The sequence below is a fragment of the Streptomyces sp. NPDC017202 genome (assembly GCF_044331705.1).
Taxonomy (GTDB): Bacteria; Actinomycetota; Actinomycetes; order Streptomycetales; family Streptomycetaceae; genus Streptomyces.
In genome coordinates, this window is the sequence record NZ_JBIRNP010000029.1 from 1 (window position 1) to 19,007 (window position 19,007).

At 72.0% G+C, this 19,007-nt stretch carries 16 protein-coding genes; 11 read left to right on the forward strand and 5 right to left on the reverse strand.

All coding sequences use genetic code 11. The features are described 5' to 3' along the window. Positions 1-101 precede the first annotated feature (101 nt). Together ACH4N1_RS32590 and ACH4N1_RS32595 are read right to left on the reverse strand one after the other, a co-directional pair. The gene (locus ACH4N1_RS32590; RefSeq protein ID WP_398103546.1) at positions 102-1,130 is read right to left on the reverse strand and encodes a methyltransferase; all 1,029 of its coding nucleotides are present in this window, start codon (positions 1,128-1,130) and stop codon (positions 102-104) included. Between the two features lie 49 nt (positions 1,131-1,179). Then, a complete protein-coding gene (locus ACH4N1_RS32595) occupies positions 1,180-2,298 on the reverse strand; it encodes a nitrous oxide reductase family maturation protein NosD (RefSeq protein WP_398103549.1) in 1,119 nt (372 codons plus the stop codon). 242 nt (positions 2,299-2,540) lie between these two features. On the opposite strand from ACH4N1_RS32595, the gene ACH4N1_RS32600 reads away from it, so the two are divergent. From ACH4N1_RS32600 to ACH4N1_RS32620, 5 genes are all read left to right on the forward strand, one after another. Next, complete coding sequence (locus ACH4N1_RS32600; RefSeq protein WP_398103552.1) at positions 2,541-3,158, forward strand: DUF6629 family protein; 618 nt, start codon at positions 2,541-2,543, stop codon at positions 3,156-3,158. A gap of 245 nt (positions 3,159-3,403) precedes the next feature. Beyond that, positions 3,404-3,895: a DUF2617 family protein gene (locus ACH4N1_RS32605; RefSeq protein WP_398103555.1), complete on the forward strand. Its 492-nt coding sequence runs from the start codon at positions 3,404-3,406 to the stop codon at positions 3,893-3,895. Then, on the forward strand, positions 3,892-4,293 hold the full coding sequence (locus tag ACH4N1_RS32610) for a DUF4247 domain-containing protein (protein ID WP_398103558.1): 402 nt from the start codon (positions 3,892-3,894) through the stop codon (positions 4,291-4,293). Before ACH4N1_RS32605 ends, ACH4N1_RS32610 begins: the two co-directional genes overlap by 4 nt. Positions 4,294-4,362: 69 nt before the next feature. Beyond that, positions 4,363-4,803: a DUF350 domain-containing protein gene (locus ACH4N1_RS32615; RefSeq protein WP_398103560.1), complete on the forward strand. Its 441-nt coding sequence runs from the start codon at positions 4,363-4,365 to the stop codon at positions 4,801-4,803. Between the two features lie 11 nt (positions 4,804-4,814). Further along, on the forward strand, positions 4,815-6,416 hold the full coding sequence (locus ACH4N1_RS32620) for a polyamine aminopropyltransferase (RefSeq protein ID WP_398103563.1): 1,602 nt from the start codon (positions 4,815-4,817) through the stop codon (positions 6,414-6,416). Between the two features lie 15 nt (positions 6,417-6,431). Here the strand turns inward: ACH4N1_RS32620 and ACH4N1_RS32625 are convergent, their stop codons facing one another. Next, the gene (locus tag ACH4N1_RS32625) at positions 6,432-6,752 is read right to left on the reverse strand and encodes a hypothetical protein (protein ID WP_398103566.1); all 321 of its coding nucleotides are present in this window, start codon (positions 6,750-6,752) and stop codon (positions 6,432-6,434) included. Positions 6,753-7,047: 295 nt separating this feature from the next. Continuing rightward, positions 7,048-10,395, reverse strand: coding sequence for a glycosyl hydrolase (locus ACH4N1_RS32630; protein WP_398103569.1), 3,348 nt, complete (start codon positions 10,393-10,395; stop codon positions 7,048-7,050). A 451-nt stretch (positions 10,396-10,846) separates the two neighbouring features. On the opposite strand from ACH4N1_RS32630, the gene ACH4N1_RS32635 reads away from it, so the two are divergent. From ACH4N1_RS32635 to ACH4N1_RS32655, 5 genes are all read left to right on the forward strand, one after another. Then, the gene (locus tag ACH4N1_RS32635) at positions 10,847-11,872 is read left to right on the forward strand and encodes a LacI family DNA-binding transcriptional regulator (RefSeq protein WP_398103572.1); all 1,026 of its coding nucleotides are present in this window, start codon (positions 10,847-10,849) and stop codon (positions 11,870-11,872) included. Positions 11,873-12,440: 568 nt separating this feature from the next. Next, entirely contained in the window at positions 12,441-13,745 is a 1,305-nt protein-coding gene (locus ACH4N1_RS32640) for an extracellular solute-binding protein (protein ID WP_398103575.1), read from the forward strand. Between the two features lie 199 nt (positions 13,746-13,944). Further along, entirely contained in the window at positions 13,945-14,895 is a 951-nt protein-coding gene (locus ACH4N1_RS32645; RefSeq protein ID WP_398103701.1) for a carbohydrate ABC transporter permease, read from the forward strand. Further along, a complete protein-coding gene (locus ACH4N1_RS32650; protein WP_398103578.1) occupies positions 14,892-15,797 on the forward strand; it encodes a carbohydrate ABC transporter permease in 906 nt (301 codons plus the stop codon). Before ACH4N1_RS32645 ends, ACH4N1_RS32650 begins: the two co-directional genes overlap by 4 nt. Positions 15,798-15,875: 78 nt before the next feature. Then, positions 15,876-17,288 carry a GH1 family beta-glucosidase gene (locus ACH4N1_RS32655; protein WP_398103581.1) on the forward strand — a complete coding sequence of 471 codons (1,413 nt, stop codon included), beginning with the start codon at positions 15,876-15,878 and terminating at the stop codon, positions 17,286-17,288. 264 nt (positions 17,289-17,552) lie between these two features. Here the strand turns inward: ACH4N1_RS32655 and ACH4N1_RS32660 are convergent, their stop codons facing one another. After that, on the reverse strand, positions 17,553-18,422 hold the full coding sequence (locus ACH4N1_RS32660; protein WP_398103704.1) for a pirin family protein: 870 nt from the start codon (positions 18,420-18,422) through the stop codon (positions 17,553-17,555). Positions 18,423-18,539: 117 nt separating this feature from the next. Between ACH4N1_RS32660 and ACH4N1_RS32665 the strand changes: the two genes are divergently transcribed. Further along, entirely contained in the window at positions 18,540-18,989 is a 450-nt protein-coding gene (locus tag ACH4N1_RS32665; RefSeq protein WP_398103584.1) for a carboxymuconolactone decarboxylase family protein, read from the forward strand. Positions 18,990-19,007 lie beyond the last annotated feature (18 nt).

Genomic DNA, 19,007 nt, shown 5'->3' on the forward strand with positions numbered 1-19,007 from the left:
CGCGCCCCCCCCCGCCCGGGCCCCCCCCGCCCGGGCGCCCGCCCCCCCCCCGCCCCCCCCCCCCCCCCCCCCCCCCCCCCCCCCCCCCCCCGGGGGGGGTGTCACGCGGGCACGGTGCAGTCGAACGCGTGCAGGTAGGGGTTGACCGGCCGGATGTCGTCGATGACCAGGCCCGCCCCGGTCAGCCGGCTCACCATGCTCTCGGTGGTGTGCTTCGCGCCGCCCACGTTGAGGAGCAGCAGCAGGTCCATGGCGGTGCTGAAGCGCATCGAGGGCGAGTCGTCGACGAGGTTCTCGATGACGACGACCCGTGCGCCGGGCCCGCCCGCCGCCATGACGTTGCGCAGGGTCCGGGCGGTGCTGTCGTCGTCCCACTCCAGGATGTTCTTGATGATGTACACATCGGCCCGGACGGGGACGGCCTCGCGGCAGTCGCCGGGCACGACGCGCATCCGGTCCGCGAGCGCGCCGCCGGGACGCAGCCGCGGGTCGGCGTTCTCCACCACGCGGGGCAGGTCGAGCAGCGTGCCGTGCAGGGCCGGGTACTTCTCCAGCAGGCTCGCCACCACGTGCCCCTGGCCGCCTCCGATGTCGGCGACCGAGGCGCTCCCCGACAGGTCGAGGAGGTCTGCGACGTCCCGTGCGGACTGTGCGCTGGAGGTCGTCATGGCCCGGTTGAAGACGAGGGCGGATTCGGGAGCGTCCTCGTTGAGGTAGGTGAAGAACTCCTTGCCGTACAGGTCCTCGACGACGTTGTGGCCGGTGCGCACGGCCTCGTCGAGCTTCGGCCAGGCGTCCCAGGTCCACGGCTCGGTGCACCACAGGGTGATGTAGCGCAGGCTGTGCGGGTCGTCCTCGCGCAGCAGCCGGGACATCTCGGTGTGCGCGAAGGTCCCGTCGCCCTGCTCGGCGAAGACGCCGTAGCAGGAGACGGCCCGCAACAGTCGGCGCAGGGGCTTGGGTTCGGCCTTCACCGCGGCCGCGAGGTCCTCCACGGCCATGGGGCTGTCGCCGAGGGCGTCGGCGACGCCCAGGCGGGCCGTCGCGCGCAGGGCGGCGGCACAGGCCGCCCCGAACACCAGCTCCCGCAGCCGCATGGACGGCGCCGGGGCAGTTTCTGCGGTCGTCATGTGCCGCCTTTCCTCTTCGTCGTGTTCACGGGTGGTCACGGTCTTCCGGTCAGCACAGGCCCGCGGGCCTGGAGGTCCGGCAGGAGTTGGCCTCGAAGGTGTTGGCCTTTGCGGTCTCCTGGTCGACGAGGTCGGCCGGGAGGTTGCCGCTCAGCTCGTTGTCGCTGATCCGGTTCCGCTCGCTGGTGGTGCCGACGAAGCTCTTGAACAGGACGACGCCGCCGGACAGCGGGGATTTTCCGGCGTTGTCCCGGATGACGTTCCGGGTCACCAGGGTGTCCTCGGTGCCGGTCATGACGACGCCGGAGCCCTGCAGGGCGTCCAGCCGCGCGGTCTTCGGGCAGGACTTGTTGTTGCGCACGATGCGGTTCGCGGCGACGGTCACCGCCCCGGCCTTGGGCTTGTTCTCGTCGCCGACGACGAACACGCCCGCGCAGTTGCCGGTGACGTGGTTCTCCGCGACGGTGAGGTTGCGCAGCCGGCGGACGGTCACGCCGATCCGGTTGCCCTCCAGCCGGTTGTGCTCGACGAGCGTGCCGCCGGTGTCGGTGGCACCCTGCTCGGTGGTGATCGAGTTGGCGAGGAAGAGGCCCGCGTCCCCGTTGTCCCGGGCGGTGTTGCCCCGGAACACACCGCGCGCCGACGCCTCCTGGGCGATGCCCCACACCCCGTTCTTCACCGCGGTCACCTTGCGCACCGTCAGCCTGTCGGTGTCGACGGCGTACACGCCGCTGCGGGTGAAGCCGGTGACGGTCAGGGAGACGAGGGTGACGTCCTGGAGCTTGCGGTTCTTCTTGCCCACCACGCAGATGCCGTTGCCGGCCGCGGCGCAGGTGTCGGCGGCCTTGGCGGCGTCCTTGCCGGTGGCCCCGCCCGTGGTCTTGGCGGTGGTCTTGGCGGTGGTCTTGGCGGCGGCCGGCTGGATCACCACGCCCCGGCCCATGCCGCGCAGGGTCAGTCCGGGGGTGGTCACCGTGACGCTCTCCCGGTAGGTGCCCCGGGCGATCAGCACCGTGTCACCGGGCGCGGCGGCGTCCACCGCCTTCTGGATCGACTGTCCCGCGTGGACCACATGGGTCATGTGGCCGGCGGACGCCGGGGCGGCGCCGAGGCCCGCCCCCACGACTGCGGCGGTGCACGCAAGGTACACGAGATGGCATTTATTCATATTCCGGACAATATGCTCGACTGGTCGGCGGCCCGGTGGTATCGGCCGTACGTTGGCGTGTTGCAGGGCGACGCGTCGCGGGATCACGGGAGAAGCCGTCCGTCGACGGCTCCGTGGCCTCCCCTGGCGCCGATCCGGGCGCCCCGGCGCGGTCCGCCCCGCCCTCGCCGCGGCGCGACGTAGCGTGGCCCGCACAACCAGGGCGTGCCGAGGCGCGCGACGGCCGACTCGATGGTGGCGTCATGTGCGGGAGTGCGACGGCCGATCTGCTGGCGGGCGCCGGGATCACCGCCGTCGGCGTGGCCTGTGCGGCGCGGGTGCGCCGGGTGCGGGACCTGCCGCTCGCCGCGCTGCCCCTCCTGCTCGGGGCCCATCAGATCGTCGAGGCGATGGTCTGGAGCGCGGGCGGTGGCGGCGGGCCCGCCACCGTCGCCTGGGCCGTCATCGCGCTGCCGTTGCTGGCGGTGTGGGTGCCCGCGGGAGTGTGGTGCGCCGCTCCGGCGCGCGCCCGGCGCGGACTCGGCTGCCTCCTCGCGGTCGGCGTCGTGACCGCCGCCGGCCTGACGTACGGGCTGGCCGCCGGCCCCGTCACGGCCGAGATCCGGGGGCACACGATCGGCTATGCGACCGACCTGCCCCGCCCCACCCTTCTCGTCGTCGGCTACCTGCTGGCCACGGTGGGTTCCCTGCTGCTGTCCGGCGACCGGCGGCTGCTGGTGCTGGGGATCTTCGTGGCCGCGGGCGCGCTGATCTGCTGGACGCTGTGGCGGCTGGAGTTCGTCTCCACCTGGTGCGCCTTCGCGGCGGTGTGCTCGGTGCTGCTGCTCGGCTGGGTCCGCGACCGGCCGGCGCCTCGGTGAGCACCGGCGCCGGCCGCCCCGGCGGTCGGGCGGCCTTCTGCTCCAACTCCCTTTTCCGTCAAGGCGGTTCGTCCTCGCACCGGGCGGGTGGGGCGGGGCTCCCGGCGGCCGCCTCGACGGGCGGCGCCGGGACGGGGAACCGATCGTTCCTCCCCCGTGCGTGAAACCCCTTACTCCATATGTGCCATACTCGGCGCCGCTTATAGCAAGATCTGACCGGGGGGGTCCACCTGCACGCCATAGCCTTGGACGCCCCCTACCTGGACACGGACGCGGACCAGCTCTGCTTCTCGCTGGACCTGGACGAACGGCCGGCCCTCGCCGAGCACGAGACGACCGTGGGCGGGCTCGACGTCCGTCTGCGGCTGCTCGGCGCCTCGCACCAGGTCTTCGCCGGTCCCGTACGGGAGACCGTGGCGTGCCTGCTGGGGTCCGTGAAGGGCCTGCCCGGCACGTACACCCGTCAACTGCCCGGCTGGAACTACGACTTCACGGCCGACACCCGACGACTGGACCCCTCGGCCTTCAGCGGCCTGGTGGCGGAGATCCGCCGTCAGGTCGCCGACAACCCCGACAGCCTGTGCGGGATCTTCCCCGGGTCGCCGGAGGCGCTGACGGCCGTCGTCGTCGAGGCGGCCGACGGACCGCCCGGCGGCGGGCTGGTCTGGCGCACCTGGCACACGTATCCGCAGCACGGCCAGATCGTATCGACGTACACGCGGCTGGAGGCCCGATGAAGAGCGCCCGACTCGTCCGCGCGGCGGTGGCCGCCGTGCTGGCCGTCGCCCTGCTGGCCGCCTGCTCCTCCGACGGCGGCAACGGGGTGCCGCGCGGCTGGATACGCGACACGTACACCGAGAGCGGCGCGGACTGGGTCGTTCCGGGCAAGACCCCGGCGCAGGTGGCCGACGCCATCCACGGGCACCGCGCGGCCCTCGACCGGGCGTCCGGCGGGAGCATGGAGTTCCTGCGCTACGGCGACGACATGGTCACCGTGTCGCCGTACCGGAGGGGCAGCCGGATCGAGATCGAGGACTACCGCAACGGCTACCACCGGCACAGCACGCACCTCACCTACTGGCCCAACCCGGACAGCGCCAGCTTCCGCGGCGGCGGCCCCGGCGAAGGCAAGTGACACCGGTGGACCGGCTCCCCGCGTGACGCACCACCCGACCCCGACGACGCCGTCAAGAAAGGCAACACAGTGACCGAGATCTTCGAGTCGACGGGCCAGGCCCTGCTCTACGGAGTCGTGGGCCTCGCGGTGATGGCCGTCGGCTTCATCGCCCTCGACCTCGTCACGCCCGGCAAGCTCTTCCACGTGGTCTGGACGGACCGCAACCGCGGCGCGGCGGTGCTGCTGGGCAGTCAGTCGATCGCCGTGGGTCTGGTCGTCATGGAGGCCATCCGGGCCAGCGAGTCCGAGGAGGGCCTGGGACACGGCCTGTTGAGCACGCTGCTGTACGGCCTCGCCGGGGTGCTGGTGATGACGCTGGTCGGCATGGTGATCGGCCACCTCACGCCGGGCCAGATGGGCGCGGTCGCGCTCGACGACGGCAGCGACGGCCGTCCGCACCCGGCCGCCTGGGTCCAGGCCGGAATGTACCTCGGCACCGCGTTCATGGTCGGCGCGGCACTGTCATAGGCACCGCACCCGTGAGCACCACCGCACTTCGGGGCCCCGGCGCGGCGGCCCCCTCCCGCCCCCCGGCCGTCCGGTACACCCGGGGGGCGCGCTTCCTCCTGCTGCTCGCCGTCTTCCTCTGCGCCGCCTGCGGCCTCGTCTACGAGCTGGCGCTCACCGCGCTGGGCAGCTACCTCATCGGCAACTCCGTGCTCCAGACCTCCGTGGTCATCTCCGTGATGGTCTTCGCGATGGGTCTCGGCTCGCTCGCCGCCAAACCGCTGCGCCGCCGCGCGGTCGGCGCGTTCGCGGTCGTCGAGGGGGTGCTGGCGCTGGTCGGCGGGCTGTCCGTGCTGGTGCTGTACGCGGCGTTCGCCTGGCTCCAGCTGTACACCCCGGCGATGATCGTGATCACGCTGGTGGTCGGCCTCCTCATCGGGGCCGAGATCCCGCTGCTGATGACGCTGCTGCAACGGATCCGGCGGCAGGAGGCGGGCAGCGCCGTCGCCGACATGTTCGCCGTCGACTACATCGGGGCGCTGGTGGGCGGGCTGTGCTTCCCGCTGCTGCTCCTGCCGACGTTCGGGCAGCTGCGGGGCGCGCTGGTGGTCGGCGCGGTCAACGCGGTGGCCGGCGTCGTCGTGATGCTGTTCATCTTCCGCCGGCAGACCCGGCGTTTCGTCCAGGTCGGCCTCCTCTCCGGCGTGACGGCGGTCCTGGCCGTGCTCGCCACTGCGTACGTGCTGGCGGACGACCTGGAGGTCACCGCGCGGCAGCGGATGTACCAGGACCCGATCGTGCACGCCGAGACGACGCCGTACCAGGAGATCGTCGTCACCCGCTCCACCGCCTTCACCGGCGGTGCGGACATGCGTCTCTTCCTCAACGGGGACCTCCAGTTCAGCTCCGTCGACGAGTACCGCTACCACGAGTCGCTGGTGCACCCCGCGCTGTCGGAGGGACGCGGCGACGTGCTGATCCTGGGCGGTGGCGACGGGCTCGCCCTGCGCGAGGTGCTGCGCTACGACGACGTGCGGCACGTGACGCTCGTCGAGCTGGACCCGGCGATGACGAAGCTGGCCCGTGACTTCGCGCCGCTGCGCGAGCTGAACGACGCCTCGTTCGCCGATCCCCGGGTCCGGGTGGTCAACGCCGACGCCTTCAACTGGCTGCGCGGAGCCCGGCAGCGGTACGACGCGGTGATCATCGACTTCCCGGACCCGGACACGGCGGCGCTGGCCAAGCTGTACTCGGTGGAGTTCTACACCCTGCTGGGCCAGGTCCTCACTCCGCGGAGCCAGGTCATGGTGCAGAGCGGGTCGCCGTTCTTCGCGCCGAAGACGTTCTGGTCGATCGCGGCGACGGTGGAGGCGGCCGGGTACACGACGACCGAGTTCCAGGTCGACGTGCCGAGCTTCGGCAACTGGGGCTTCGTGCTGGCCACCCGCGGCGCCGCCGCTCCCCCGCCGCTGCGGCTGGCCCCGGACGCCCCCCGCCTGCGCTACCTGGACGACTCCGTCCTGAAGGCGGCCACGGTGTTCCCCGTCGACCGCCGCCGCGAGGACGTACGGCCGAGCACGCTGATGGAACCGACGGTGCTGGAGTACGTGCTCGACGAGTGGAAGAACTACTGAGTCCGCCGGTTCGGGTCACCGGAACGGGGTCGTGAGGACGGAACCCGTACCCACCTGGAGGGATGCCGTGCGGTTGCCGATGGCGTTCCACACCTCGACGCGGATCGTCCCGCCGGACATGTCGCCGAGGGTGCCGGTGGCGGAGTGCAGCCCGGCGCGTGAACCGACGTACTGCTCGTGGCCGGGGACCGGGTCGGTCGCGAAGTACCGGAAGGTCTCCACGCGTTCGGACGACCCGTCACCGGTGAGGTCGTAGGAGATCCGGGCCTGCCGGCCGAGGGCGGTGTTCGTTGTGGAACGGTGTCCGCCACCGCCGCCTCGGCGGGGACGCGGCACCGGCGGCGGCGATGCCGTTGGCCACCACCGCCGCCGCGGCCGGCGGGGCGAGCAGCCGGAGTCCGAGCGAGCCCCGGCCTTCGCGTCTCACGAGCATGGTCGTCCTCCTGGTGGTCGTCGTCTTCTTCGGGCGTGCGCGAGGGCAGACGCGTCGGATCCGATGCGTCCGATCGGACGCGTCGGATGGGATGCGTCACCGGGCGGCCGTCGCCGGAGGGGCCGGCCGTGGCCGGCCGTTCGCCGGTCCGGACCGGTCCGTGGGGCGCGTGCCCCACGAACCGGTCCGGAACTCCCGTCAGGCGAACGGGATGGTGAGGACGGAGCCGGCGTCCACCTGGAGGGTGGAGGGGCCGTTGCCCAGGGCGCTCCAGACCTCGACGCGGACGGTGCCGCCGTTCAGGTCGCCCAGGGTCCCCGAGGTGGAGTGCACTCCCTGCCGGGCGGAGGAGTAGTCCTCCCAGCCGGTGACGGGGTCGGTGGCGAAGTAGCGGAACGTCTCGACGCGGTCGAAGGTGCCGTCGCCGGTCAGGTCGTAGGAGACCCGGGCCTGCTGGGCGTAGCCGACGTTGGTGCCCGCGTCGACCTTGAGGGTGAAGGCCGTCGCGGAGCCGGCCTTCAGGGTGCCCCTGACGTTCTTCACCTCGTAGACGAGCGGGTTCTTCGGCGTTCCGTCGTTGTTGGTGCCGCCCGTGGAGGGGATGGAGGCGGAGGAGCCCGTCGCGGCCGCCGTGGTGCCGAGTTCGCCGCCGGAGCGGGGGTAGAAGGTGTTGCCGGTGACCGGCGGGGGGCCGGTGGTGGTGACGGTGACCGTCCCGCTGGCCGGGCCGACCTGGTCGGCGGTGTCGCGGGCCTTGACGCTGTAGGTGTACTCGGTGCCGGCCGTCAGACCGGTGTCCGTGTACGTCGTGCCGGTCACGGTGGCGACCTTGGCGGTGCCGCGGAAGACGTCGTAGTCCTTGACGCCCCTGTCGTCGGTCGCGGCGGTCCACGTCAGCTTGACCGAGCTGCTCGTGACGTCACCGGCGACCGGGGTGCCGGGCGCGCCCGGAGCCTCGTCGCGCGGCGGCGGGGTGCCGGTGGTGGTGACGGTGACGGTGCCGCTCGCCGGGCCGACCTGGTCGGCGGTGTCGCGGGCCTTGACGCTGTAGGTGTACTCGGTGCCGGAGGTCAGGCCGGTGTCCGTGTACGTCGTGCCGGTCACGGTGGCGACCTTGGCGGTGCCGCGGAAGACGTCGTAGTCCTTGACGCCCTTGTCGTCGGTCGCGGCGGTCCACGTCAGCTTGACCGAGTCGTCGGTGATGTCACTGGCGACCGGGGTGCCGGGCGCGCCGGGCCTGTCGTCGCCGGGGGCGCCGCACAGGGTGCCGAGCTCGGTGTCGTCGCCCGCTCCGGACGCGGTGGACCTCGCCGGGACGTTGAGCACGCCGCCGTCGGAGAAGAGGACCGAGCACGCCTCGGCGGTGTAGTTGTGCGCGGCGTACGTCCTGGTGCCGCTCTTGTCGAAGGCGACGGCCGTCGGGGTGTTGGCGGTGACGGTCATGTCGGGTGCGCCGACGGCGTTCATCGTGGCGACCCAGTGGTAGGTGTGGGCCTTGGTCTCGCCGGCCTCGGGGACGTAGCCGCCGTTCCACTGGTTCCAGTACTCCATGGCGCCGGCCGGGTCGTACATCGCCTGGACCTGCCAGAAGATGTCCTTCCACTCGACGGCCGGGCCGCCGTTCTCCTTCTCCATCTCGGTGACGCTGCGGCGGAGCATGGCCTTCTCACGGGCCAGGTGCAGCGAACCGCCGGTCATGGGGAGGAAGTTGATGCCGTGGATCTCCTCGGGGTTGGCGGTCCACCAGGTGGCGTAGGCGCCGCCGCTGCTCCAGACCATGCCGACGACGTCGTGGGTGAAGTCCTCGGGGTAGACCTGCTGGTCGGCGTCGAACCAGTACTGGGCGATGGACTCCGACTCGGTCATCATCATGTAGACGCCCTGGTCGCGCAGCGCCTTGTCACCGGTGGCCGAGCCCCACATGATCAGCCCCGCGCTGAGGTTGATCGACTCCGAGGACGACTCCTGGTTGTTGCCGGCGGCGAAGGCCTCGTGGCCGGCGGCCCAGCTGTGGCCGGCGTAGACGTCGAAGCCGCGCAGGAACGGGTACTTGGTGTCGTTCCTCGCCGGGTTGGCGGCGTCCTTGACGAGTTCCTTCACCATGCCGCCCCACTCGGAGTCGGCGGCCCACTGCGGGTCGTACTGCGCCACGATCGCGGCGGCCATCACGTAGTACGAGTAGTGGAAGTGATGGTCGTTCAGTTCCTGGTCGCTGCCGTACGAGGCCGGGTAGCCGATGAGGGTGCGCCAGTCCTTGTCGTAGGAGAACTCGGAGGGGCCGCCGACGGTGAACCACTCCTCCATGCGTCCCTTGATCAGAGCGAGGAGCTTGTCGCGGGCGGCGGTGTCGCCGATCTGGTCGGCGATCGGCACGAGCTGGGCCAGCTTGCCGAGGGCCTTGCCCGTCCAGTACGTGTCGATGGCGCCGCTCAGCGGATCGCCCTGCGTCAGCACGTCGTTGATGTACGTCCTCAGCTTCGCCTTGTCGACGCCGGCGGCGCCGGGCAGCCCCGGCAGCACGCCGTTCACCTTCTGCGTCGTGGTGAACGACGTGCCCTCGCGGACCTTCATCAGTCCGCGCGCGGAGACGTAGGTGTAGTCGGTGAGCGGGTCGGAGGTGTGCAGCCACTGGTGGCGGTAGAGCGCCTGGAGGGTGCCGGTCTCGGTGCCCTCCTTCGCCTTCGTGGTCAGCGAGTAGGTCGCCGCGACCTCGCCGGCGCCCTCGCGGTACTCCCAGTCCACCGTGGAGCCGGTGACGAAGCTGAAGGCGTACTTGGTGTAGTCGGTGAGCGCGCCCTTGCTCGGCAGGACCGCGAGGGAGAAGTAGTCCTTGGTGCCGAGGTCGGCGCGGATGTCGTTGCCGGAGACGGTCCAGTCGCTGCTGCTCGGGGCGAACAGCGCGTAGTCGTGGCCGGCGATGGTGACGCCCAGGACGTTGCCCCGGTCGGCGAAGACGGTGGGCGGGGCGGCCGCGGTGATCTGCGCCGCGCCGCCGGTGCCCTCGGCGTACACGTACGGCGAGCCGTGGCCGATGGTGGCCCGCAGGGTGTGCGCGCCGTCCTTCCAGGAGGGGGTGACGGTCCAGTCGCTCCACCCGTCCGCCTTGGCGTCCGGGGAGTTGAGGCCCGCCAGGCCCAGGGTGAGGTCGGCCTTGTGCGCGAACTCGTACTGGCGGCCGCCGCCCACGATCTGGTGACCGGTCGGGTAGCCGACCTCCAGACCGCCGGAGACCGCCTTGTAGGTGAGGGGGTGGCCGTACATGTTCTCCGACCACGGATTGCTCGCGAACCGCTGGAAGACCAGCGAGGACCACCAGTCGTTGGTCGGCACCGGCTGGTCCGCCATCGCGGGCGTGACCTTCGGCTTGACCGCCTGGCCGCCGTTGTCGGACGGCCCCTGCCGCCCGGCCGGACGGACGTCGCTGTAACTGCCCTTGCCCACCTCGACGGTGGCGGCGGAGGCCACGCCGCCGCCCACGGTGACCACCAGGCCCGCGGCGGCCAGGGAGGCCGTCGACAGCAGCGCCAGGTGTCTGCGGAATCTCATGCGCAACCTTTCTGAGAGCGCTCTCAAGACGGCGTCAACCTAGGCACCGGGCAAAGGACGGTCAATACTTCGAACATGAATTGGTTCCCGCGACGTGAGCGGGAGCCGACGACGGCCGGACCCGACACCGGACCCGACACCGGGCCGGACGCAGGCCGGGCACGGGGCCGGACGCAGGCCGGGCACGAACCGGGCACCCGCCCGTGATCGCCGCGGATCCGGCCGCCACGGGTGTGGACGCCACGAGTGTGGACGCCGTGAGCCCGGCCACCGCAGGCGCGGCGGTCGGACGTCCGCCTCACGCACCGGTCGGACCGGCGGGAACGCCGCCCGTTCACGCGCCCCGCGAACCCGGCTTGAAAGCGCTCTCATCCTGATCGGAGGGTGTTTATCCTGTTCACCGGAGGAGCGGCGGGCGAGCAGGCGCCGCGGGAGCAGACCAGGAGTTGCCTTGCCCGAGCAGACAGCAGTAACCCGCCCGACCCTGGAGGCTGTCGCTGCGCATGCGGGTGTGTCACGGGCCACGGCGTCGAGGGTGGTCAACGGGGGTGCCGGTGTCCGCCAGAAGCTGGTCGACAAGGTGCGCGAGGCGGTCGACGAGCTGGGCTACGTCCCGAACCACGCGGCCCGCTCGCTGGTCACCCGCCGGCAGGGCGCGGTCGCCGTCATCATCGCGGAGCCGGAGTTCCGGGTGTTCTCCGACCCGTTCTTCGAGCAGCAGATCCGCGGCATCAGCCGGGAGCTGACCGCCCACGACATACAGCTGGTGCTGCTGTGGGTGGAGGGCGAGTCCGATCACGAGCGGATCGCGCGCTACCTCGCCGGGGGACACGTCGACGGAGCGCTCGCCTTCTCCCTGCACAGCGACGACCCGTTCCCCTCGCTGATCACCCAGAGCAAGGTGCCGACGGTCTTCGGTGGCCGTCCGGGGGCGGATTCCGGGCTGTCCGTTCCGTACGTCGACTGCGACAACCGGGGCGGCGCGCGCGAGGCCGTGCGTCACCTGGTCTCCCTGGGCCGCCACACCATCGCGCACATCGCCGGCCCACGGGACCAGACGTCCGCGCTGGACCGGATCGCCGGCTATCACGACGTGCTGATCGATCCCGATCCGGAGCTGCTGCGCGAGGGTGAGTTCACCACGGAGAGCGGCGCCCGGGCCATGGCCGACCTGCTCGACCGACGGCCCGACGTCGACGGCGTCTTCGCGGCCAACGACCTGATGGCCCTGGGCGCGCTGCGCGTGCTGCGCGAGCGGGGTCTGCGGGTGCCGCAGGACGTGGCCGTGGTCGGGTTCGACGACATGGAGGCGGTGGTGCGCGACAGCGTCCCGGCGCTCACCACGGTGCGCCAGGACGTCGAGGGCCTGGGGAGGCTGATGGTCAAGCTGCTGATGAAGCTGCTGGACCGGCCGGCCGGCCACGTACCCACCTCCGTGATCACACCCACGACCCTCGTCCGGCGCGCCTCGGCGTGAGTACCGCCTCCCGGTCGGCCCCCGGGGTGTGACGCCGTAGTCCCACCCGGGTGCCGACCGGGAAGCGGGAGTTCCGGACCGCCGGCGTCCGCCACGCGGGTACGGGGACCCGTCGGCCCGCCCCGCGGGACTCCGCAGACGAACGGGCCGGCCCCGCCGCCCGCTGCGCGCCGCCCGCCGCACCGTCGCCCGCCGCCTGCCGCCGGCGGACGATCCGGGCCTGGACCCGCCACCACCCACCGTCCACCACCGCCACCGCCCCCGCCCCGCCCCCGGAACGCGGTCCGTGCGCCTGGCCGCATGCGCGCCGCCCAGGAGCCGGTTCTCCCGGTCGCGGTGCCGTTCACGAGGCGGTTTTCCCGGTCACCGACACCACGAGACCCGCCGAAGACGTCCGCCGAGGACGTCCGTCGGAACGCGTCCGACGGGCGGACGCGACGACCGGAGCGCCGGTCCGATCACGCCCGGAGCCTTGACGTGGCCCGTATCAGCCGGGCAATCTCCACTCGCACTGTTGAGAGCGCTCTCAAGAGCGCTCTCAACGCACCCCGAGCCGAGGAGTCCACCCATGCCCACAGCCCGAGCCGCCAGAAAAGCCGCCGCCCGTCTGGGGGCGGTGGTACTGACCGGGGCGCTGCTCGCCGCCTGCGGCAGTTCGTCGGACACCGGCTCCGCCGACTCCGCCAACGGCAGGATCACGCTCACCGTGGACCTCTTCGGCTCCTTCGGCTACAAGGAGGCCGGGCTCTACGCCGAGTACCAGAAGCTGCACCCGAACGTCACGATCAAGCAGACGGACACCGAGGACGAGGCCGACTACTGGAAGTCGCTCCAGACCCGCCTCGCCGGCGGCGGCGGCCTCGCGGACGTGCAGGGCATCGAGGTGGGCCGGATCGCCACCGTCACCCAGCAGCAGAGCGACAAGTTCGAGGACCTGAAGAAGTACGGCGCCGAGTCCCTCAAGGGGCAGTTCGCCGAGGCCAAGTGGGCCGCCGCCACCGGCAAGAGCGGAGAGGTCCTCGGCCTCGGCACGGACGTGGGCCCCGAGGCCATGTGCTACCGCACCGACCTGTTCGAGAAGGCCGGACTGCCCACCGACCGCGAGGAGCTCGCGCAGCGCTGGTCCAGCTGGGACGGCTACCTGGAACTCGGCAAGAAGTACCAGGCGAAGGCACCCGGCAAGAGCGCCTGGATCGACAGCGTCGGCAGCCTCTACTCGATCATGATCGGACAGCAGAAGGAGCGTTACTACAGCGCGTCCGGAGAGCTGATCTGGGACAAGAACCCCGCCCTGCGGGAGGCCTGGGACCGCTCCGTGGGAGCGGCGGAGAGCGGGCTGAGCGCCGAACTCGACCAGTGGTCGCCGCAGTGGAACCAGGCCTTCGCCGCCGGCTCCTTCGCCACCATCCCCTGCCCCGCCTGGATGCTCGGCTACATCAAGGGCCAGGCCGGTGACGCGGGCAAGGGCAAGTGGGACATCGCCGGGCTGCCCGGCGGCGCCGGCAACTGGGGCGGCTCCTACCTCGCCGTCCCCCGCGCCGCCGAGCACAAGAAGGAGGCGTACGAGCTGATCAAGTGGCTCACCGCGCCCGAGCAGCAGGTGAAGCTCTTCCGCAAGCAGGGCAACTTCCCCTCGAGCACCGGTGCCATCGACCAGGTCGCCGACGCCACCGACGCGTACTTCTCCGGCGCCCCGATCGGCAAGCTGTTCGGTGACGCGGCCAAGGCGGCGCCCGTGCAGGTCCTGGGTCTGCACGACCAGAGCATCGCCCAGCAGATCACCAACGCGCTGAGCGAGGTGGAGCGCAAGGGCACCGACCCCGACGACGCCTGGGCGAACGCCGGGAAGGGCATCGCCAACACCCTCGGCTGAGGCCGGCCGGGGCCGCGCCCCGAAGGCCCGCGCCCCGCGCGGGCCCCGCCTCCCTCCTCCGCCGCCGCCGCTGTCCGCCTCGCCCGCGGCGGCGGCGGAGGAGGACCCGACGACCGCCGTCCCCCTTCCGCCGTTCCCCTTCCGCCGTTCCCCTTCCGCCGTTCCCCTTCCGAAGGCCGCCCCTGTGACCCTCTCCGCGATCGAGACGCCGGCTCCGTCGAAGCCGGCTCCCCCGCCCTCACGGCCCAGCCCCGCACAGCGCGCCTGGCAGAAGCTGTCGCCGTACGCCTACGTCGCACCGTTCTTCACCCTGTTCGCCGCCTTCGGCCTCTTCCCGCTGATCTACACGGCGTTCGTGTCCCTGTACCGGGTCGAGCTCCAGACCCCCGGCACCATGGAGTGGCGGGGCCTGGACAACTACACCGCCCTGTTCACGGACGAGTTCTTCTGGACCTCGCTGCGCAACACGTTCACCATCGGCGTCCTGTCCACGGTGCCGCAGCTGGTCATGGCCCTCGGCCTCGCGCACCTGCTCAACTACCGGCTCCGCGGGCGGACCTTCCTGCGCACGGCGATGCTGCTGCCGTACGCGACGTCCGTGGCCGCGGCCACCCTGGTCTTCGCGCAGCTCTTCGGCCGGGACTTCGGCCTCGTCAACTATGTGGCCGGACTCGTCGGCATCGGCCCCGTCGACTGGCAGACCGGGACCGCGGCCTCCCAGATCGCCGTCTCCACCATCGTCGTCTGGCGCTGGACCGGCTACAACGCGCTGATCTACCTGGCGGGCATGCAGTCCATCCCCCAAGAGCTGTACGAAGCGGCCGAGATGGACGGGGCGTCGAAGTGGCGCCAGTTCTTCCACGTGACCCTGCCCGGACTGCGTCCGACGATCGTGTTCACCGTGATCGTCTCCACGATCGGGGCGACGCAGCTCTTCGGTGAGCCGCTGCTGTTCGAGGGATCGATCTCGGGCGGCATATCGCACCAGTACCAGACCCTCGGCCTCTACATGTACGAGCAGGGCTGGGGCTTCTTCCACCTGGGCCGGGCCGCGGCCATCGCCTGGGTCATGTTCCTGCTCATCCTGGTGGCCGTCGGGGTCAACGCCCTGCTCGCGCACCGTCGTTCCCGCAAGGAGGCCGGGCGATGACCACACTCGCAGACCCGCCGGTCACGCCCCCGGCCCCCCAGGGGCGGCCGCCGCGCCGCCGGGGCCGCAGGTCCCGCGCCGGGCGGACCCACCACGCCGGCCTGCTCACCTACACGATCCTGATCGTCGCCGTCCTGGTCTCCGCCTTCCCGTTCTACTGGACCATCGTGGCGGCCAGCCGCTCCAACGCCGACCTCGCGCGGGTTCCACCGTCGCTCCTGCCCGGCCCCCACCTGCTGCGCAACTTCGAGGCGGTGCTGGAGGAGGCGGACATCGGCAAGGCGCTGCTGAACTCGTTCATCGTGTCCGCCTCCATCACCGTCGGCACCGTGCTGTGCTGCACGCTCGCCGGGTTCGCCTTCGCCAAGCTGCGCTTCCGCGGCCGCGGCGCGCTGCTGGCGATCACGGTGGGCACCATGATGATCCCGCCGCAACTGGGCGTCATCCCCCTGTTCATGCTGATCGCCGAACTGCACTGGGTGAACCAACTCCAGGCGGTCGTCCTGCCCGGCCTGGTCTCCGCGTTCGGGGTGTTCTTCATGCGCCAGTACCTGGTGCAGTCGCTGCCGGACGAGCTGATCGAGGCGGCCCGGGTCGACGGCGCGTCCACCGCCAGGATCTTCTGGTCCATCGTGGTGCCGATCGCCCGGCCGGGCATGGCCGTGCTGGGCCTGCTGACCTTCATGGCCGCGTGGAACGACTTCTTCTGGCCGATCATCGCCCTGTCCTCGTCCGAGCCGACCGTGCAGGTGGCCCTTCGCCAGCTGGGCGGCGGCTACGTCCACGACCAGTCCGTGATCATGGCGGGCACGCTCCTCGGCACCCTTCCGGTGCTGCTGGTCTTCGGCCTGCTGGGCCGGCAGATCGTCGGCGGCATCATGCAGGGAGCCGTCAAGGGCTGAGCCCGGGGCCCCGTCCCCACCGCCGCCTCCCACCGCTCGCCTCCCGCCCCTCACCCTCGTCTTCGGAGCCATCAGTCCATGACCGCACTCGACACACCCACCGGCGACACGACCGACCTCCGGTTCCCCAGCGGTTTCCGGTGGGGAACCGCCACCGCCGCCTACCAGATCGAGGGCGCCGCCACCGAGGACGGCCGCACCCCCTCCATCTGGGACACCTTCAGCCGCACCCCGGGCAAGGTGCACAACGGCGACACCGGCGACATAGCCGCCGACCACTACCACCGCATGTCCGAGGACGTCGCCCTCATGCGCCGCCTCGGGGTGACCGACTACCGGTTCTCCGTCGCCTGGCCCCGTGTGCAACCGACCGGGCGTGGGCCCGCCGTCCAGAAGGGCCTCGACTTCTACCGGCGGCTCGTCGACGAGCTCCTCGACGCCGGCATCCGGCCGGTCGCCACCCTGTACCACTGGGACCTCCCCCAGGAGCTGGAGAACGCGGGCGGCTGGCCCGAGCGGGAGACCGCCCTGCGCTTCGCCGAGTACGCCGCCGTCACGGCCGACGCCCTCGGTGACCGGGTCCGGACCTGGACGACCCTCAACGAACCGTGGTGCGCCGCCTTCCTCGGGTACGGCAACGGGGTGCACGCCCCGGGCCGCACCAGTCCCCTCGACAGCCTGCGCGCGGCCCACCACTTCAACCTCGCCCACGGCCTCGCGGTCCGCGCCCTGCGCGACGCCCTTCCGCCCGCTTCGGAGGTGTCCCTGACGCTCAACCTCCACGCCCTGCGTCCGCTCACGCAGTCGCCCGCCGACCTGGACGCCGTCCGCCGGATCGACGCCGTCGCCAACCGGATCTTCCTCGACCCCGTCTTCCGCGGCCGTCTCCCGCAGGACCTGGTCCGCGACACCGCGGCGATCACGGACTGGTCGTTCGTACGGGACGGGGATCTGGCCGCCGCTTCGGCGCCGATCGACTCGCTCGGCATCAACTACTACTCGCCCACCGTCGTCGCCGCCGGCCGGTCCGAGTCGCCGTCACCCTGGGCCGGCGCCGAGCGGCACGTCCGCTTCCTGCCTGCACCGGGGCCGCGCACGGCCATGGACTGGCCCGTGGACGCCGACGGGCTGTACGAGCTGCTGACGCGGCTGCGGGACGACCTGCCGGGCGTCCCCCTGATGGTCACCGAGAACGGCGCGGCGTACCACGACTACACGGATCCCTCGGGCCGGGTCCACGATCCCGAGCGGGTCGCCTACCTGCACGGCCACCTCACCGCCGTGCACCGGGCGATCGGGGACGGCGCCGACGTGCGGGGCTACTTCCTCTGGTCGCTGCTGGACAACTTCGAATGGGCCCACGGCTACAGCAAGAGGTTCGGCATCGTGCACGTCGACTTCGCCACCCAGCGGCGCACGCCCAAGGACAGCGCGGGCTGGTACGCGCAGGTCATCGCCCGCAACGCGGTGGAGGGGCACCGGAACGGGTGACCCGCGCACCACGGCCGCCGCGCCGGACCGCACGTGGTGACGCCGCCGTCGTCCGCGTGTGCCACGGCACGGCGGCCGGGTCCCGGGCCAGATGCCGGACAGCCGCCACCGGACGGCGGACGGCGTGCCGCGGCCCGACGACGAACGGCGGGAACGGCGGGAACGGCGGAGCCGTGGCCGGCGCGCCGCGTCGCCGGCCGCGCGGCCCGGATGATCCTGTGGCCGGCGCGCCCCGGCCCGTACTCAGTGTGTCGCGGCCCGCGCTCAGCGTGTTCCGGCCCGCGGCCGCAGCGGCACCGACGGCAGCTCCGGAGCCGGCAGGGGTGCTCCGCCGTACCCCTTCACCTCGCCGAACCGGGAGCCGCCCGTTCCCTCCAGTTCCGCCGTCCAGTCCTGCCGGGCCCGTGCGATGTCCTCGTGGGTCCGGCCGATGAAGTTCCACCACATGACGATCTCCTCCTCGAAGGGGGGACCACCGAGCAGGACCGTGCGGGCCGGGGTGCCGGAGTCGTTCCTCAGGGTCAGGCGGGTGGAGCCGGGCTCCAGGTAGCCCAGTTCCGCCGGGCGCAGGGGTGTGCCGGCGAAGCACACCTCGCCCGAGTCGACCAGCAGACCGTGCTCGAAGGCGGCGTCGACGGTCAGGGTGATCTCCGCCCCCGGGTCCAGGACGATCTCCGCGCCGAGCAGCGGGGTGAACGTCCGTACCGGCGAGGTGGAGCCGGCGAGGGAGCCCAGGAAGACGCGGATCCCGGCGCCGTCGAGGCGGACCGGGGACGGGGCGTGGTGCTGGAAGTCGCGGGCGGTGTCGCGGTGTTCACCGGGCAGGGCCACCCACAGCTGGACGCCGTGCAGGAGTGCGGTGCGCGGGGTGGAGACCTCGGAGTGGGCGATGCCGAGGCCGCCGGTCATGAGGTTCAGTTCGCCGGGGCGCACGAGGGCGTGGCTGCCGAGGCTGTCGCGGTGCTCGATCTCGCCGCTGAACAGCCAGCTCACCGTCTGGAGGCCGGTGTGCGGGTGCGGGGCGACGTCCATGCCGCCGGACTCGGCGACGTCGTCGGGACCGTAGTGGTCGGCGAAGCACCAGGCGCCGATCAGGGACCGGGTACGCTGCGGCAGGGTCCGCCGCACGGTCATCGCCCGGGGGCCGCCCAGCGGCACGTCACGCGGGGTGAGGATCTCGACCTTGCTCACTGTGCGCCACCTCTCGTCCGAGGCGTCCCAGCCTCCCTCAAGAATGTTTTATATTCAACTATGACTCGACGGATCTTCATCGACAAGCAGAGCCCCAAGGCCTACCACGCGCTCGTGCAGACCTCCGAGGCCGTGCGTGCGACCGCCGCCGAGGCGGGCCTGGAGCGCGCCGTCGTGGAACTGGTCAACCTGCGCGTCTCGCAGCTCAACGGCTGCGCCTTCTGCCTCGACCTGCACACCAAGGCCGCCCTGCGCGCCGGGGAGTCGACCCGGCGGCTCGGCGTGCTCGCCGCGTGGCGGGAGACCGAACTGTTCAGCCCCCTGGAGCGGGCGGCCCTGGCACTGGCGGAGGCGACCACCTTCCCCACCGACGCCGCCGCGCGGGAGGCCGCGTACGCCGACGCCCGCGAGGCCCTCACCGAGGACCAGACCGCGGCGGTGATCTGGGTGGCGGTCACCATCAACGCCTTCAACCGGGTCTCCGTCCTGAGCGGGCACCCGGTGCGCTGACCGGGCCGGCCGGCATGG

Bases quoted from the DNA above. Each gene is read 5' to 3' on its own strand.
- ACH4N1_RS32640 (WP_398103575.1), top strand. From the start codon at position 12,441: ATGCCCACAGCCCGAGCCGCCAGAAAAGCCGCCGCCCGTCTGGGGGCG.
- ACH4N1_RS32655 (WP_398103581.1), top strand. From the start codon at position 15,876: ATGACCGCACTCGACACACCCACCGGCGACACGACCGACCTCCGGTTC.
- ACH4N1_RS32650 (WP_398103578.1), top strand. From the start codon at position 14,892: ATGACCACACTCGCAGACCCGCCGGTCACGCCCCCGGCCCCCCAGGGG.
- ACH4N1_RS32630 (WP_398103569.1), bottom strand. From the start codon at position 10,395: ATGAGATTCCGCAGACACCTGGCGCTGCTGTCGACGGCCTCCCTGGCC.
- ACH4N1_RS32665 (WP_398103584.1), top strand. From the start codon at position 18,540: ATGACTCGACGGATCTTCATCGACAAGCAGAGCCCCAAGGCCTACCAC.
- ACH4N1_RS32660 (WP_398103704.1), bottom strand. From the start codon at position 18,422: ATGACCGTGCGGCGGACCCTGCCGCAGCGTACCCGGTCCCTGATCGGC.
- ACH4N1_RS32610 (WP_398103558.1), top strand. From the start codon at position 3,892: ATGAAGAGCGCCCGACTCGTCCGCGCGGCGGTGGCCGCCGTGCTGGCC.
- ACH4N1_RS32595 (WP_398103549.1), bottom strand. From the start codon at position 2,298: ATGAATAAATGCCATCTCGTGTACCTTGCGTGCACCGCCGCAGTCGTG.
- ACH4N1_RS32600 (WP_398103552.1), top strand. From the start codon at position 2,541: ATGTGCGGGAGTGCGACGGCCGATCTGCTGGCGGGCGCCGGGATCACC.
- ACH4N1_RS32590 (WP_398103546.1), bottom strand. From the start codon at position 1,130: ATGACGACCGCAGAAACTGCCCCGGCGCCGTCCATGCGGCTGCGGGAG.